The organism is Nocardioides flavescens, assembly GCF_009823805.1.
Classification (GTDB): domain Bacteria; phylum Actinomycetota; class Actinomycetes; order Propionibacteriales; family Nocardioidaceae; genus Nocardioides; species Nocardioides flavescens.
Map to the genome: position 1 here is coordinate 14,404 of NZ_WUEK01000016.1, position 15,622 is coordinate 30,025.

Here is a 15,622-nt window from a genome sequence, read left to right on the forward strand (position 1 = left end):
CCCAGCCTAGGACGGCCTAGGACGCCTGGACCGACTCCTCGGTCGACGGCGCGACGGAGGTCGGGACCGGCGACGACGCGGGCAGTGAGACCGTGAAGGTGCTCCCCTCGCCGAGCCGCGAGGCGACCTGGATGCGGCCGCCGTGGCGTGCTGCGATGGTGGCGACCGTCGTCAGTCCGAGCCCGGTGCCGGACTCGCGCAGCGCGGCCGGGTTGGTGCTGCGGAAGAAGGCGCGGAACAGCTCGCGCTGGTCCTCCTCCGAGATGCCGATGCCGGTGTCGCTCACCGTCAGCACCACCTCGTCCGCGGCGCGCCGGAAGCGTACGGCGACGCGACCGCCCGACCCGGTGTACTTCACCGCGTTGCTCGCGAGGTTGCCGACCAGCCGGTCGAGCTCGACCGCGTCGCCCAGCACGACCAGGGGGGTGTCGGGCTCGTCCAGGGACAGCTCCACGCCCTTGGCCCGGGCCGTCGAGTCGACGAGGGCGACCACCTCACGACCGACCCTGCGCACGTCGAGGGGCAGCGCGACGAGCGGGTGGTCGGGGTTGCTGACCCGGGCGAGCAGCAGCAGGTCGTCGACCACGGTGCCCATGCGGTCGGTGCCGCGGCGCATCGCCTCGTGGTGGCGCCGAGCGGCGGGATCGAGGTCGGCCTCGCCCAGGAGTTCGAGGTTGCCCGAGATGACCGTCAGGGGCGTGCGCAGCTCGTGGGAGAGCATCGCCACGAGCTGGGAGCGGTAGTCCTCGACGCGTTGCAGGTCGGCGACCAGCCGGCGCTCGCGCTCCAGCGCCCGTGCGGTCATCAGCGCGGCGCCGAGGTCGTGACCGACCTGCAGCGCGGAGTCGATCTCGACCGGCGACCAGTCGCGCTGGCCGGGCAGCCGCGAGAGCGCCATGAAGCCCACGCACTCGTCACCGACCCCGAGCGCCACGCCGAGCACGGCGTGGTCCCCGCCGCCGAGCAGCTGGCCGCGGACGGACGCGCCCAGCCCCCACGGGTCGCCCGGCCGGCCGGACGCGGACAGCAGCGGCTCCTGTCGCTCCCAGAGCTCCGGTGCGGCGATGGCGACCTCGTCGAGCAGGGTCAGCGGCACCTCGACGTGCTGGCCCTCGTCGGTGCGCGCGACGCTCGTGCCCGGGCCCTCGGGCTCGAAGACGTGCAGCCAGGAGCCGCACGCGTCGAAGCTGGCCACGAGCTGCCCGTGCGTGTGGCGCAGGACGTCGACCAGTGAGCCCAGCGTCGGCCGGGAGGCGGAGCGCACCAGCTGGCGCGCCGACGCGGCGTGCGCGGCCTGCTCCAGGAGCTCACGGGTGTCGAAGAGGGTGAGGACGGCGCGTTCGGCCTGCGCGGCGTACCGCTCGAGGAGGCTGCACTGGTGGGCGTCGGGCCGTCGTCCGGAGCTGGGCCGGTCGACGGAGAGGATGCCGGCGACGGCCCCGTCGTCGCCGGTGAGCACGGCGAGCAGCCCGTCGTCGGGCTGCCAGGCGTCGGGGTGGTCGGTCGGCACCTGCTCGATGCGCACCCAGTGCCCCTCGAGCTCCTCGAGCGGGGTCGACTCGAAGAAGCGCAGCCGCTCGCCGAGGTGGGTGGCGCGCGCCAGCACGGGTTCGATGATCGCGACCGGATCGGGCTGCTCGAGGTACGCGCGGTGCTCCTCGGGGCCGGTGTAGGCCAGGGTCACGAGCTGGTCGCCCTCGACGACCGAGAGGGCCGCGACCTCGTAGCCGACGATCTCCGCGATCGACTCGACCATCAGCTGCAGGACGGCCCGCGCTGACGACTCGGCCCAGGCCGCAGGACCGGGCTGCCGCCACGGAGCGTCCTGGTCCACGCGCCGAACCGTAGCGCTGCGGCGCAGCCCTCCGCCTCATTTCTCGTCCTCCGACCCGAGCCGGTCTGGCCTGGGGACGGGCGCAGCGCGCGACGGCGGCGAGCGCCTAGGGTTTGCGGGTGACTGCCGCAGCGAGTGCCTCGACCACGACGCCGGTCGCGGACGTGCTGGCGGCCGCGGTGGCCTCCCTCGGGGGCACCGAGCGTGCGGGGCAGGTCCAGATGGCCGAGGCCGTGGCCGAGGCGCTGAGCGAGGGCGAGCACCTGCTCGTGCAGGCCGGCACCGGCACCGGCAAGTCGCTGGCCTACCTCGTGCCGGCGCTGCTGCACGACTCGCGGGTCGTCGTCGCCACGGCGACCCTGGCGCTGCAGCACCAGCTCGTCGAGCGCGACCTGCCACGCCTGGTCGAGGCGGTCAAGGACCAGCCGGGCGTCGACGCGTCGTACGCCGTGCTGAAGGGGCGCTCCAACTACGCCTGCCTGCACCGGATCCGGGCCGGGGTGCCCGACGAGCAGGGCGCGCTGATCGAGGTGCCGCAGGGCTCGATGGCCACCAAGGTGCTCGAGCTGCGGGCCTGGGCGGAGCAGGCGGCGGAGGACGGCGAGACGGGGGAGCGCGACCACGCGCCGCGCCACACCGAGCGCGAGTGGCGCCAGGTCTCGGTCAACCACCGCGAGTGCCTCGGCGCCGCCAAGTGCCCCTTCGGCGAGGAGTGCTTCGCCGAGCGCGCGCGGGAGAAGGCGCAGCGCTCCCACCTCGTCGTCACCAACCACTCGCTGCTCGCGATCGACGCCATCGAGGGCGTCCCGATGATCCCGGAGTACGACGCCGTCGTCGTCGACGAAGCCCACGAGCTGGTCAGCCGGGTCACCCAGGCCGCCACCGACGAGCTGTTCGCCGCCGACGTCGACCGCGCGGCGAGCCGGTCCCAGCGCCACGTCGACGGCAGCGAGGCCGACGACCTCGCCGACGCCGGCGACCGGCTGCGCGAGGTCATCGCCGACCTCCCGGCCGGGCGCATCGACGCGCTGCCCGACGCCCTCGCCGACGCGCTCGCAGGGGTGCGCGACGCCGCGCGCGCCTGCCTCTCGGCGTACCCCAAGAGCGGGCCGTCGGCCCCCGGTGAGGCCGACCCCGGGCTCACCCAGGCCAAGGGGTCGGTGCAGGAGGTCTTCGCGACCGCGGAGCGGATGGCGACCGGCTCCGAGCACGACGTCCTGTGGGTCACCGAGGCCGGGCCGGGCCAGAGCGGGCGACCGCCGCACCTGGCGGTCGCGCCGCTGCAGGTGTGGGGCCCGATGCGCGACCGGCTGCTGTCGGACAAGGTCGCGGTCTTCACCAGCGCGACGCTGCGGCTCGGCGGTGACTTCGGCGCCGTCGCGTCGTCGTTCGGGCTCAAGGCCAGCGAGCAGGTCCGGCCCGACGAGGCGCCCCGCGAGCGCACCGAGGACGTGCTGCCGTGGAAGGGCCTCGACGTCGGGAGTCCCTTCGACTACGGCCAGCAGGCGATCCTCTACGTCGCGCGCCACCTCCCGCCGCCCGGGCGCGACGGCCTCGGCCCGGCCCAGCTCGACGAGATCGTCGAGCTGGTCGACGCCAGCGAGGGCCGGGCGCTCGGCCTCTTCTCCTCCCGGCGAGCCGCGGAGGCCGCGGCCGAGGCGGTCCGCGAGCGGCTGCCCCACCTCACCACGCTCGCCCAGGGCGACGCGCAGCTGCCCGAGCTGGCCCGCCAGTTCGTCGAGGACCCGCACACGTGCCTGTTCGGCACGCTCTCGCTGTGGCAGGGGCTCGACGTGCCGGGTGACACCTGCCAGCTGGTGATGATCGACCGGATCCCCTTCCCGCGCCCCGACGACCCGTTGATGAGCGCCCGTCAGCGCGCCGCGGACCGGGCCGGCGGCAACGGCTTCATGCAGGTGGCCGCGACCCACGCGGCGCTGCTGATGGCCCAGGGCGCCGGACGCCTGGTCCGCACCACCACCGACCGCGGCGTGGTCGCGGTGCTCGACCCGCGGCTCGCGACGGCGCGCTACGGCGGGTTCCTCACCTCGAGCCTGCCGCCGATGTGGACCACCACCGACCCGGGCCTCGTGCGCAAGGCGCTGTCGCGGCTCGCCGCAACCGCCGACTCCGACGCCCGCTGAGGTCGGCCCCAGGGCCTGTCAGTCCCGCCGGCGTCCGACGAGCCGGCCGACGACGAGGCGCACCACGAGGCCGAGCAGCACCAGGAGCACGGGGACGGCGACGCCGACCAGCCCCGGGTGGTCGTCGTGCTGGTCGCCCAACCAGGCCAGCGGGACGGCGATGACGAACGGCCCGACAAGCACCATCAGCAGCACCACGACGACCGCGCGCAGCGGTCGCGGACGCGGCCCGTTCGGCTCCGGCTCCCGCACCCACTGCCCGTAGAGCCCGGACGAGTCGCGCACGAGGCGGCCCGGGGGGAGCTCGACCCGGGTCGCCTGACCCAGCGCGTCGGCGACGACGTAGCCGCCCATCAGGACCAGGACCGCCAGCAGCACCAGCCCGACGGGCTCCGACGTCCCGGCGACCGCCAGCACCAGCGCCAGGCCGATGCCGATGAGGACCATCACGACGCCCAGGGCCGCGCCCACGGCGAGACGGGCGTCGCGCGACACCAGCCGCAGCCGCTCGCCGACGCCCACCCTCACCTCGGTCCCCATGTCCAGGACATGCCCGCCGGGCGCGTGTGCGACGCCTGAGGCGGGACCGGACCGGACGTCAGCGACGACGCAGCCGCGAGCGCCCGTCGTACCCGCCGCTCGGGGCGCGCAGCCCGAGGAACTCCCCGACCGTCGGCGCGACGTCCACCGTCCGCGCTCGTCGCGACGACACCGTGCCGCGCGGCAGCGATGGGTGCCCGCCCGTGACGAAGAACGGGATCGGCTCGGTCGCAGGGTGCCCGTGGTTGCCGGGGATCGGGTTGGCCAGCAGCGTCGGGTCGCTGAAGCGCCACCCGGCCTGGCAGTAGGCGATCACGTCACCGGCCTCCGGGCCGAGGCGCAGCGACGGCTCGGTCGTGGCGTACGTCGCCAGCACGCCCGGCACGGTCGACGCCACGGCCTGCATCCGGGCCACCGCCTCGGCCCGGCGGGCAGGGTCGCCGGTCCAGTAGAGGAGGTCGGCGCCGCCGTTGTCGGCGATCTGCACCTGACCGGCCAGCAGCGGGTCGGCGGCGAAGGGGCGGGCCAGGCTGACCACGCGGTCGGGGGTCGACCAGTCCATCGAGTGGTCGGCGAGCACCAGCAGCATCGACCGGTCCCAGCGTCCCGTGCGCCTCAGGTGGTCGACGAAGCGGCCGACCAGCAGGTCGGTGTCGGCGAGCGCCGTGCGGCGCAGTGCCTTCAGCCCGAGGGGACCGGTGAGATCGGAGTGACCGAAGCGGTCGATGTCGCCGAGGTTGACGAAGACGAGGTGCGGGTCGAAGGTGTCGACCATGTCGATGGCGGCTTGGACGGTGAAGGCGTCGGGGGCGTGCTCGGTGACCGGCAGGGTCGGCTGCGGCTCCCAGCGGTAGGTCGCGCGGGTGCCGAAGATGCCGTAGAGGTACTCCTTGCTCAGCACCGAGCCGGTCCGCAACCCGTTCGCGGCGAGCCGGTCGAGGAGCGTGGCGCCACGCAGGTCGGTGGGCCGGTCGAGGGTCCGCACGTCGCCCTCGGCCCGGTCGTAGACAGAGTTGGCCGGCACGCCAGTGCGGTCGGGTCGCACCCCGCTCATCATCATGACGTGGTTGGGGATCGTCTCCATGACCGGCAGGGACGCCGCCCGCGGGAACGCCAGTCCGCCGTCGCGCAGCGCGGCCAGCCGCGGCGTCAGCCCCTGGTCGAGCTCGTCGGGCCGACAGCCGTCGATCACGAGCACGTAGGCGCGGCGTCGGCGCCGCAGCCGGGTCCGCGGCCGGGCCGCCGCCGCGGCGGCCGACTGGGCCACGAAGCCGCCGCCGCCGGCCACGGAGAAGGCGAGACCCGTCGCGCCGGCGCGCAGCAGCGTGCGGCGGCCGGTCGCGACCTCGGTCAGGCCCCGCTCGAAGGGGGTCGGGTGCTCGGTCACTGCACGGGTCCGTTCGCCTCGGTGATGCGGGAGCTGCCCGCACGGGTCTGCAGGGAGCGCGACCAGGTGACCGGGGTGGCCCGGTCGGCGCGGTCGCCGATGACGTACCAGTCCATCTGCGCGCGCTGGGGCGTCAGGTCGAGGACGCAGAAGCCGTGGTTGTCGAAGTCGAGGAACCGCACGTGCCGGTTGTTGGCGACGATCGCCGCCTCGACGGCCAGGCTCGCGGTGCGCGGGGGCGCGCCCAGGACGTCCTTGAGGTTGTTGGACGTGACCGAGGAGCAGACGAACTCCACGCCGGCCGAGTCGCCGAGCGGGTACGTCGCCGCGTCGTAGGGCAGCTCGGCCGCCCACGCCGAGTGGATGTCGCCGGTGATGAAGAGCGCGCCGCTCACGCCCCGGTCACGGATGTGGGTGAGGACCTCGCGCCGGTCGGCCGTGTAGCCGTCCCACTGGTCGACGTTGTAGGCGACACCGTCGGCGGGCAGGAGTCCGGTGACGTCGTTGACCGGGTCGATCAGCTGGCGGGGGACCGCGCCGAAGTCGACCGGGGCGATCATCACCGGGTTGCCGATCACCTTCCACTGGGCCCGGTCGTCGGCCAGCGACTCCTTGAGCCACGCCATCTGCTCCTCGCCGGTGATGGTGCGCGCCGGGTCGCTCACGGCGGGGTCGAGGCCGGGCAGCGGCAGCGCTCCTGCAACCTGCTGGCTGCGGTAGGTGCGCAGGTCGAGCATGCTCAGCTCGGCGAGTCGTCCGAAGCGGATCCGCCGGAACAGCCGGTCGCCGTCGCCCAGCCGAGCCGTGCCCTCCATCCGCACCGGCATCCACTCGTCGTACGCGCGGTGCGCCTGGGCCCGGCGGGCGGCGTAGTCGCCCTCGCCCGGCTGGTGGTTCTCGGCGCCGCCGGACCACTGGTCGTTGGTCACCTCGTGGTCGTCCCACGTGACGATCCACGGGTAGCGGGCGTGGAGCGCCTGCAGGTCGGGGTCCTGCTTGTACTGCGCGTGCCGCTGCCGGTAGTCGGCCAGCACCAGCGTCTCGTGCGGCGGCTGGTGCGGGCGGATGTCGACGTCGTCGTGGCCGTAGCCGTACTCCCCGGGGCCGTACTCGTAGAGGTAGTCCCCGAGGTGGACGACGGCGTCGAGGTCCTCCCGCCCCGCGAGGGCGCGGTAGGCCGAGAACCACCCGGCCTGCAGGTTGGCGCACGAGACGACGCCGAGCCGGACCCGGTCGGGAGTGCTGGCGGCGGGCGGGGCCGTGCGGGTGCGCCCGACCGGGCTCACGCGCCGCCCGAGCCGGAACCGGTAGTGGTACCACGTGTCGGGTCGCAGACCGTCCGCGTCGACCTTGACGGTGTGGTCGCGGTGCGGGCCGGTCCGCACCCGACCGCGGCGCACGATGCGGCGGAAGCGCCGGTCGGTGGCGACCTCCCACTCGACGACGACGGAGGGGCCCCGGCCCGAGCCGGGGGCCGCCGCCGCCGTGGGCGTCACCCGGGTCCAGAGCACGACCGACCGGGGCAGCGGGTCACCCGAGGCCACCCCGTGCTGGAAGGTCCGTCCGGATCCACGGGGGCGCTCCGCCGCGTGCGCGGCGGGGCTCAGCGTCGACAGGCCGACGCCGGCCGCGCCGGTGGCCAGCACGGAACGACGGTGCAGGGTGAGGTCACGAGGCTCGTCCACACCCGTGAAGAACCCCTGGGACCGGCAGACGTCACGCCTCGCGCCCAGATCTCACCTGACGTTCACCTGACCGTTGCACGAGACCGTGCCGCGACGCGGCTCAGCGGCAGCGGGCCTGGGTCGGGACGACGCCGGTCCGGGCCTGGTGGGCGTGCTTGAACGCGTCGCCGACGTGGGCGGAGTAGGCCTTGAACGCCCAGGCGCCGTCGAGGCGCAGCATCATCTCGTCGTTGTAGAGCAGGCCGCCGCAGGTGGTGTTGCTCGTGCCGGTCAGCACGACGTACCGCACGGTCCCGGCCACCTTCGCGTGGATCGCGTAGACCTTGTCGTGGGTGACGATCGTGCGCACGTTGGCGTCGGGCAGGTCGACGGTCGAGCCGTCCGGGAGCCGGAACGGCTTCTGCAGCCAGTTCTCGATGAGGTCGCGGGTCGTCACGATCCGGATCCGGCAGCCGTCCTGCGCGAGGCGACCGATCTGCGCGCGGACGTCGTAGCGCTGGATGACCGCGACCATGATGTCGACCGTGCGTGCACCGGGCACGCACCGGACCTGCTTCAGCGTGGACAGCACCAGGTCGCTGCGCCGGGGGTAGACCGCGGCGGCCGGCGGACCGGCGTACCCCTTCTGACGGTCCTTCCAGGTCATGCCGTCGACCGTCCAGCTCTGCGCCCGCAGCCGGTCGAAGTAGCCGAGGGCGAAGGCGTAGAGCCCGTCGTCGTAGACCCGGGCGAGGGAGTTGTACTGGGAGTACTGCCGTCCCTCGAAGTTGGTCGAGGACGTGACCACCGAGCGTCTCCCGCCGATGTCGGCGAGCAGCAGCTTGAGGTGGTTGACGTCCTGCGAGGGCGGGGCGGGCCCGCTGCCGCGCCACGGCAGGCACGCGCCCCGGCAGACGACCGCCGTCGCCCCGGCCGCCCGCAGCCGGGCTAGAAGCTGGCGCCCGGCGGGCTTCGTCGCGACGTCGGCGTCGGCGACCAGCTCGACGTGCGCCCCGCGCTCGAGCGCACCGACCAGGGCCGTGGTCGTCGCGGGGATGTCCCAGCGGAACATCGCCACCCGCAGGCTGTCACCGGCTCCGGCCTCGCCGAAGATCTCGATGAAGCGCCGCACGACGGCTGCGTCACTGCCGCCGCGGGTGCTGGGGGAGGAGAAGCACACCTCGAGCGCAGCGTCGACGTTGCAGCCGCTGCGCACCACCCGGCCGGAGGTCGGCGCGGGAACGGCGGCGGCTCGGGCCGCAGGTCCGTCGGTGGGGCCGACCTCGCCCACGGCCGGCTGCACCCGCGTGTGGGCCTGCGAGCGGGCCAGCGAGGTCGAGGCCGGCGCGGCGGCGCACCCACTGGCGGCCAGGGTCAGGGCCACCGAGGTGACGGCGAGGCGGAGCAGGCGGCGCGGGCGCATGGACCGGAGGCTCTCACGTCCGGGTGAACGACGTCCGCTGTCTGCGCGTCGGGGGTCAGACGCGCCGGACCCCGGTGGAGGAGTCCACCGGGGTCCGGGATCGAGCGGGGTGCTGCGGGTAGCGGTGCTGCGTCAGGAGGCCTTGGCCCGGAGCACGGCCTTGACGTTCTGGTCGACCGGACGGCCACCGCAGGTGTAGGGCGACTTGCTCAGCGGGTTGCAGCCCTTCATGCGCAGGCTGGCGTTGACCAGGGTGATCTCCACCGCGCCGACCGCGCCGGCACCGAAGGCGAGCTTCTTCTTCGCGACACCCTTGCCGTTCACCTTCAGGGCCTTCACGTCGATGATCAGGCCGGCGGGGTTGTAGATGACCGCGACGGCGCGCGAGCCGGTCGGCTTGCGGCCCATCTTGATCTTCACCTTCAGCGTCGAGTCCGCCGCGGTGCCCGAGGGCACGAACTGGTAGGTGTCGCTGGTGAGGTGGTCGAGCTTGGTGCTGAAGGCCTTCTTCTTCTTGGCCGGGCCGAGCGCGATGCCACCGCGCAGCGGCTTGGCCGGGTAGCCCAGGGCGGCGCCCTCGGCGAAGGTCTGCGCAGGCGAGCGGGTCGCAGCGGAGTAGAGGGCGAACTGCTCGGCCATGGTGGTCTTGCCGGCCTTCTTCAGCGCCTTGTTGATCGCCTGCAGCGAGTTCACCGCGCGGTTGGCGCCCTTGGTGGTGTCCTGGGCCTTGATCGCCTTGAGGATCAGGTCGGGGAGCGCACCGGTGCGGGCCGGGTAGTGCTCGGTGAGGTAGCGCAGGTAGTTCCACACGCCGTACTGGAAGACGCCGCCGAACTTGTCGATGGAGCGGCGCGGCTTCGTGATCGGGCTGTCGGCGAGGTACTGGAGGTTGTCGTTGATGCTCGGGTAGACCTCGTCCTCGACCCAGGCCGCCGAGGCCTCGAGGAACCAGTCGTCCATGTAGAAGCTGTAGGCGAACTGCGTGGCGTGGAAGTACTCGTGCGCCGCGGTCACCTGGAGGTTCTCCAGCGGGGTGCGGGGGAAGCCGGCGAAGTCGGCGTCGATCGCGCAGTAGGACCACACGCCGCGGCTGCGGCCCTTGAACCGCTTCTGGTCGGTGGTGCAGTAGCCGTAGAGGCCCGGCTGCAGGTTCGTCAGGTAGATGTCGGTCTTGGAGTTCCCGCCGAGGTTGCCGTCGGGCAGCGGGCGCTTGTAGCCGGAGTCGGCGTAGGTCTCGGAGACCGTGTTGAGGACGTTGACGGCGTCGTTGATCGAGTAGCCGAGCTCGGCCGCGTTGTAGTGGATGCTCAGGGTCGCGGTCTCGATGACGTTGGGCTCGTCGGGCCGCGCGACCAGCTTGTCGGCGGCCGCCTGGTCGGCGGGGGAGAGCGCGTCGCGCAGCTTCCAGAGCCGGCGCAGCGCCAGGGTCGCGTCGCGGTGCGAGCCGGTCTTGGCGGGGGTCATCGCCGCGGTGGCGTTGGCGAGGGCGCGCTCGGCGCGGTCGCCGCGGTCCTTGACCTTGACCAGCGGGCCCGCCTTGGCGGTCGCGGTCGCAGCCGGGGCCTGCGCAGCCGGGGCCGCGGCCTGGGCCGGCAGTCCGAGCGTGGTGGCCACGAGCGCGGTCGCGCTCGTCGCGACCGCGCCCAGCAGCAGCGCCGAGCGGCGCGCCCTGGTGGGCTTGAGCATGAGTTCTCCGAGTCTGTGGAGGGTCGACGAGGTCGGGCTGACCTTACCGTGTGAGACGGACAGCACCCGGTGTTCGGTTGGGCCCGGTGCCGCACGCGTTCCTGGACTCGAGGTGGGGACCCGCTCGGGGTCGCGGCGACCTGGGGGTCGTGGGGTGGCTCAGACCTTGCGCAGGACGGCGGTGACCTTGCCCAGGATCGAGGCGTGCGTGCCGTCGATGGGCTCGAACGCCGGGTTGTGGGGGAGCAGCCACACCTGTCCGTTCTTGCGCTGGAAGGTCTTGACCGTGGCCTCGCCGTCGATCATGGCGGCGACGATCTCGCCGTTCTCCGCGGTCTGCGCCTGCTTGATGACGACGTAGTCGCCGTCGCAGATCGCGGCCTCGATCATCGACTCACCGCGCACCTCGAGCAGGAAGAGCTGTCCGTCACCGACGAGCTGGCGCGGCAGCGGGAAGACGTCCTCGACGCTCTCCTCGGCGAGGATCGGCCCGCCGGCGGCGATGCGTCCGACGACCGGGACGTAGGTCGCGGCGGGGAGCAGGTCGCCGATCCCGGTCTCGTCGACGTCCGACTCGGTCGCGGAGCCGACGGCGCGCCGCGACGCCATCGCGTCGGGCAGGAAGACCTCCAGGGCTCGGGGCCGGTGGGGGTCGCGTCGGACGAAGCCCTTCTCCTCCAGGACCTTCAGCTGGTGAGCCACGCTCGAGGAGCTGGTCAGGCCGACGGCCTCACCGATCTCACGCATGCTCGGCGGGTAGCCGCGCGCCTCCATGAAGTCGCGCAGGTGCTCCAGGATCCGCTGCTGACGCGTCGTCAGCCCGGTCGCGTCGGTCGGCCCGTCCGGCAGCTCCGAGACGCTGCCGCGGCGACGGGGCGCGGCAGCGCCGGTGCTGGGGCTGTCGCCGGAGGTGTCGCCAGGGGTGTCGCTGGGGGTGTCGCTCGCCATGGCCGCACGCTATCGGCGCGACCCCGGGAGTTCAAACACCTGTTCGAACGGCGTGTCGTCGCGACAGGCTCGAACACGCGTTCGTCTGGTGCTTGTGCGTGTCGAACACGTGTTCTATGTTCGTACACGTGTTCGATCGAACGTGTGATCGAAGCAGTCGCACCACCTCGGACCGCTCGCCGGTCCGGTGACGGTCCCCGGGCCGTTGTCGGTGGTCGCCTCTAGAACTTCGCACGAACGGTCCCGCAGCACGACCCACCTCCACTTCCCCAGGAGTCCCGATGACGACGATGAGCCTCGACACCCGCTTCGCCCCCGCCCCTGCTCGTGGCCGCGCTCCCGCGGCTGCCGGCACGGTGCGCCTCACCCGGCGCGGTCGGGTCGTCGTCCTGCTCGTGGCCCTGGTGCTCGCCTTCGCCGTCGGCGTGTTCGTGACCGCCGCCAGCTCGGTGGCGACCCTCGAGCCGGGCGCCCCGGAAGCGACCGAGATCGTGCAGGTCGGTTCGGGCGACACGCTGTGGGGCATCGCCTCCGAGCTCGCCGAGGACGGTCGGGTGCGCGACATGATGCACCGCATCGAGCGCCTCAACGCGCTCGAGTCCACTGCCCTCCAGACCGGCCAGCGCCTCGTCGTCCCGGCGAGCTGAGGCCCGCCGAGCACGACTCGCGCACCAGACTTCGTCAGCCGCTTCGACCCCGGCTGACGGGCCGGGGAAGACGGGGGCGGGGCTGCGGCCCCGCCCCTGCGGTCTTCCTCGTCAGTTCCCGTGTCGATCCGATCAGTGCCGTCGAGGGTCGCTCAGGACGCCGATGCGACGCAGGACCATCGTCACCAGGAGCAGGCAGAGGAACAGGCAGGCGACAGCCCCGATCGAGGCCACGACCAGGTAGGCCCAGGCGCCGGAGTCGCCGCCGCGCGCCGTACGACCGAAGTCGATGGCGGCCCAGACAAGGAAGCCCCACGCCGTTAAGGCCAGCAATGAACCCGCGGCGAGACCCACGACGTCCATGCGCAGGCGGGGCCGGGGCCGGGCGGCACGCCGAGCGCCCGCCCTCGACTTCCCCTCCTGGCCGCCCACGCGGTCATTGTGTCGTGCGCCGACAACGGCCACTGGGACGCCACGCAGCCCGTAGCCTGGTGGTGTGGCCGCGTCTTCTCCGGGTGTCGACGCCCCGGTCGAGGCGCGCCCGACGGTGGCCCACCCGCCGCCGGCCGGGCCACCGAGCGCTGGCCTGACCTACGACGACGTCGCGCGCGGTCTGCTGTGCGAGCTCGCGTCCTGGCCGGGTGTGTCGCGCGTGGGGTTCGCGCTCACCGAGGGTGGCGGTCGTCGGTTGCGGTTCACCTCCAGCGACCGCCGTCTCGACGCCGCCCTGGAGTGGTGTCACATCGACGCCTTCGACGACGTGCCCTTCACGACCGTCGTCCGCACGGGCGAGGTGCTGATGGGCGGGCGTGAGGAGTTCGAGCCACGGTGGCCGGAGTTCGTCTCGCGCCAACCCGAGCACGTGCGTGCGATGGCGGTGGTCCCGCTCCCGGGCGAGAGCTCGCCGGTCGGCGGGGTGATCGTCTACCTCGACGACGCGTCGCGGCTCGACGCCGATCGCCGCGACCGCCTTCCGGTCATCGCCGCGCAGGCCGCGAGCGCCGTACGACGCGTGCGTGCGCGCGGAGAGCCGGACGCCGTCCCCACGCCCGTCCGGAGGGGCGACGCGCACGAGCACACCGACGATCCTGGTCGGCTCGTGATCGACGACGACCCGCGCTCGGCCGGGCTGGCTCGTCGCTTCCTGCGTGACCGGCTCCGGGTCGCCGGGATCGACGACGACACCGTCGACACCGCCGAGCTGTGCCTCTCGGAGCTCGTGACCAATGCGATCCTCCACGGCGGAGGGCACACCGAGGTGCGCGTGGCTCTGAGCGACGAGCTCACGGTGTCGGTCCGCGACCAGGGCGGCCCGCAGTCCGGTCCGACGGCTCCGGACGCCGACGAGGACCCGCTGCGGGTGCACGGACGGGGTCTGCAGCTCGTCGAGGTGCTCGCCTCCTCGTGGGGGTCGCGGCGCGACCCGAGCGGCACGACGGTCTGGTTCATCCTCGACGTCGGCGTCGCGGCGGGCTGAGGACTACAGGCCGACCACGACCCCCGCGATGGCTGCGTTCGCCAGGTTGGCCAGGCTGCCCGCGAGCAGGGCCCGCAGGCCGAGCTCGGCGACCCACGAACGACGTTCGGGGGCCAGAGAGCCGATGGTGCCGATCATGATGGCGATCGAGCCGAGGTTGGCGAACCCCGCCAGCGCGAAGGTGACCACCGCGACCGTGACCGGGGACAGCCCGTCGACGGCCGGGCCGAAGTCGGCGTAGGCGACGAACTCGTTGAGCACCGTCTTCTGCCCGATCCACGACCCCGCCTGCGCGGCCTCCGACCACGGCACGCCCAGGAGCCAGGCCAAGGGCGCCAGCAGCCATCCGAGGAGCTGCTGGAAGGTGAGGTCGCCGGCGCCGAACCAGCCCCCGATCCCACCGAGGACGCCGTTGGCGAGCGAGATCAGGGCGATGAACGCGATGAGCAGCGCGCCGACGGTGACGGCGATCCGGCCGCCGGCGAGGGCGCCGCGGCCCACCGCGTCGATGAGGTTGCGCGACTCCTCGTCGCGCACGCGGCGCACGTCGACCTCCGCGGCGGGGTCGGCGGCGGCCCCGGTCGGGTCCGAGCCCGCTGTGTTCTCGGCGCCGGGGTCCTCGGGGTCGGGCGGGGTCGAGTCGGGCCACATGATCTTCGCCATCAGCAGCGAGGCGGGTGCGTTCATGACGGTGGCGGCGAGGAGGTACTCCAGCGGTGCGCCGAGCAGGGAGTAGCCCACGAGCGTCGAGCCGGCAGCCGCGGTGAAGCCACCGACCATCACGGTGAAGACCTGACCCTTGCGCAGGCTCTTCAACCACGGCGCGATCATCAGCGGTGCCTCGCTCTGGCCGAGGAAGATGACCGTAGCCGCGAAGGTCGACTCGATCCGGCTGATCCCGAGCAGTCGCGAGATGGCGCCGCCCACGACGTAGGTGAACCACTGGATGACCCTCAGGTAGAACAGCAGCCCGATCAGAGCGCCGAGGAAGACGATGACCGGCAGCACCTTGAGGGCGAAGATCGTCGACCCCTCGCCGCCGACCTCCGCGAGGGGGCCGAACAGGAACGACGTGCCGTCCTCGGTGTAGCCGATGAGCGACTCGACCCGGGCCGAGGCCCACCTCAGTGCGGCCTCGCCCGGGCCCCACTGCAGCACCAGCACCGCGAACCCGACCTGCAGCGCCAGCGCGGTGCCGACGGTGCGCCACGAGATGCCGCGGCGGTGACGGCTCAGCGCCACCGCCACCAGCACGACGAAGGCCAGTCCGAGCACCCCGCGCAGCTCTGCCATGCGCGCGCGGTACCCGCGCGGGTACCCGCATCCCGTGGAGGTCCTGCCCGACGTCATCGGCCCCGACCCGGTCGTCGTGTTCTGCGGGATGGCGGGGGCGGAGAGCACGAAGACCCGCGACCACTACTACGCCACGCCCGGCAACTGCTTCTGGGACCACCTCCACCGCTCCGGGATGGTGCACGAGCGCCTCGGCCCGGCGGACGAGCAGCGCCTGCCCGACCTCGGTCTCGGCCTCACCGACCTGGTCGGCCACTGGGACCACGAGACCGGGCGCGGCTGGGTCGACCTCGAGGACCTGGTGGGCAAGGTCGAGCGCTGGGCGCCGGCGTACGTCGCGTTCACGGCCAAGGGCACCGCCGCCTGGGTCGCCCGGGGGCTCGGCCGCCGCCGGCCTTCGCTCGGCCTCGCCGGCTGGGACCTCGCCGGGGCCGAGGTCTACGTCCTGCCGGGCACGAGCGGTGCCAACCAGCGCAAGGACTACGACGGACGTCCGAACCGGCTCTCCTGGTGGCGCGACCTCGCGGAGATCGCGGCCCCGGAGCTCGGCTCCCGTCGCTGAGGTCGCGCCCGACCGCC

General features: G+C 73.3%; 13 protein-coding genes. 4 read left to right on the forward strand and 9 right to left on the reverse strand.

Annotated features, from left to right (window positions below):
• Positions 1-16: 16 nt before the first annotated feature.
• Positions 17-1,834 (reverse strand): ATP-binding protein, encoded by a 1,818-nt coding sequence (locus GRQ65_RS24220; RefSeq protein WP_160879841.1) that lies wholly within the window; start codon positions 1,832-1,834, stop codon positions 17-19.
• A 221-nt stretch (positions 1,835-2,055) separates the two neighbouring features.
• Here GRQ65_RS24220 and GRQ65_RS20340 point away from each other — a divergent pair, with 221 nt between their 5' ends.
• Positions 2,056-3,978, forward strand: a complete 1,923-nt coding sequence (locus GRQ65_RS20340; RefSeq protein WP_202388454.1) for an ATP-dependent DNA helicase — start codon at positions 2,056-2,058, stop codon at positions 3,976-3,978.
• An 18-nt stretch (positions 3,979-3,996) separates the two neighbouring features.
• Here the strand turns inward: GRQ65_RS20340 and GRQ65_RS20345 are convergent, their stop codons facing one another.
• The 6 genes from GRQ65_RS20345 to lexA form a co-directional block, all read right to left on the reverse strand.
• Positions 3,997-4,506 carry a hypothetical protein gene (locus tag GRQ65_RS20345; protein ID WP_160879843.1) on the reverse strand — a complete coding sequence of 170 codons (510 nt, stop codon included), beginning with the start codon at positions 4,504-4,506 and terminating at the stop codon, positions 3,997-3,999.
• A 70-nt stretch (positions 4,507-4,576) separates the two neighbouring features.
• Positions 4,577-5,905, reverse strand: a complete 1,329-nt coding sequence (locus tag GRQ65_RS20350; protein ID WP_337191914.1) for an alkaline phosphatase family protein — start codon at positions 5,903-5,905, stop codon at positions 4,577-4,579.
• Positions 5,902-7,590 (reverse strand): alkaline phosphatase D family protein, encoded by a 1,689-nt coding sequence (locus tag GRQ65_RS20355; protein ID WP_160879844.1) that lies wholly within the window; start codon positions 7,588-7,590, stop codon positions 5,902-5,904. Before GRQ65_RS20355 ends, GRQ65_RS20350 begins: the two co-directional genes overlap by 4 nt.
• A gap of 100 nt (positions 7,591-7,690) precedes the next feature.
• Complete coding sequence (locus tag GRQ65_RS20360; protein ID WP_160879845.1) at positions 7,691-8,992, reverse strand: phospholipase D-like domain-containing protein; 1,302 nt, start codon at positions 8,990-8,992, stop codon at positions 7,691-7,693.
• 132 nt (positions 8,993-9,124) lie between these two features.
• Entirely contained in the window at positions 9,125-10,678 is a 1,554-nt protein-coding gene (locus tag GRQ65_RS20365; protein WP_160879846.1) for an MXAN_6640 family putative metalloprotease, read from the reverse strand.
• A gap of 159 nt (positions 10,679-10,837) precedes the next feature.
• Positions 10,838-11,626: a transcriptional repressor LexA gene (gene lexA / locus GRQ65_RS20370; RefSeq protein ID WP_160879847.1), complete on the reverse strand. Its 789-nt coding sequence runs from the start codon at positions 11,624-11,626 to the stop codon at positions 10,838-10,840.
• 281 nt (positions 11,627-11,907) lie between these two features.
• Between lexA and GRQ65_RS20375 the strand changes: the two genes are divergently transcribed.
• Positions 11,908-12,273 carry a LysM peptidoglycan-binding domain-containing protein gene (locus tag GRQ65_RS20375; protein WP_202388446.1) on the forward strand — a complete coding sequence of 122 codons (366 nt, stop codon included), beginning with the start codon at positions 11,908-11,910 and terminating at the stop codon, positions 12,271-12,273.
• Between the two features lie 132 nt (positions 12,274-12,405).
• On the opposite strand, the gene GRQ65_RS20380 is transcribed toward GRQ65_RS20375, so the two are convergent.
• The gene (locus GRQ65_RS20380) at positions 12,406-12,705 is read right to left on the reverse strand and encodes a hypothetical protein (RefSeq protein WP_160879848.1); all 300 of its coding nucleotides are present in this window, start codon (positions 12,703-12,705) and stop codon (positions 12,406-12,408) included.
• 64 nt (positions 12,706-12,769) lie between these two features.
• On the opposite strand from GRQ65_RS20380, the gene GRQ65_RS24225 reads away from it, so the two are divergent.
• Positions 12,770-13,750 (forward strand): ATP-binding protein, encoded by a 981-nt coding sequence (locus GRQ65_RS24225; protein ID WP_160879849.1) that lies wholly within the window; start codon positions 12,770-12,772, stop codon positions 13,748-13,750.
• 3 nt (positions 13,751-13,753) lie between these two features.
• On the opposite strand, the gene GRQ65_RS20390 is transcribed toward GRQ65_RS24225, so the two are convergent.
• Positions 13,754-15,043, reverse strand: a complete 1,290-nt coding sequence (locus tag GRQ65_RS20390; RefSeq protein ID WP_160879850.1) for a NupC/NupG family nucleoside CNT transporter — start codon at positions 15,041-15,043, stop codon at positions 13,754-13,756.
• A gap of 34 nt (positions 15,044-15,077) precedes the next feature.
• Here GRQ65_RS20390 and GRQ65_RS20395 point away from each other — a divergent pair, with 34 nt between their 5' ends.
• A complete protein-coding gene (locus GRQ65_RS20395) occupies positions 15,078-15,605 on the forward strand; it encodes a mismatch-specific DNA-glycosylase (RefSeq protein ID WP_160879851.1) in 528 nt (175 codons plus the stop codon).
• Positions 15,606-15,622 lie beyond the last annotated feature (17 nt).

Excerpts from the sequence above, each read along its gene's own strand:
- GRQ65_RS20340 (WP_202388454.1), top strand. The coding sequence starts at position 2,056 with ATGGCCGAGGCCGTGGCCGAGGCGCTGAGCGAGGGCGAGCACCTGCTC.
- lexA (WP_160879847.1), bottom strand. The coding sequence starts at position 11,626 with ATGGCGAGCGACACCCCCAGCGACACCCCTGGCGACACCTCCGGCGAC.
- GRQ65_RS20375 (WP_202388446.1), top strand. The coding sequence starts at position 11,908 with ATGACGACGATGAGCCTCGACACCCGCTTCGCCCCCGCCCCTGCTCGT.
- GRQ65_RS20390 (WP_160879850.1), bottom strand. The coding sequence starts at position 15,043 with ATGGCAGAGCTGCGCGGGGTGCTCGGACTGGCCTTCGTCGTGCTGGTG.
- GRQ65_RS20360 (WP_160879845.1), bottom strand. The coding sequence starts at position 8,992 with ATGCGCCCGCGCCGCCTGCTCCGCCTCGCCGTCACCTCGGTGGCCCTG.
- GRQ65_RS20365 (WP_160879846.1), bottom strand. The coding sequence starts at position 10,678 with ATGCTCAAGCCCACCAGGGCGCGCCGCTCGGCGCTGCTGCTGGGCGCG.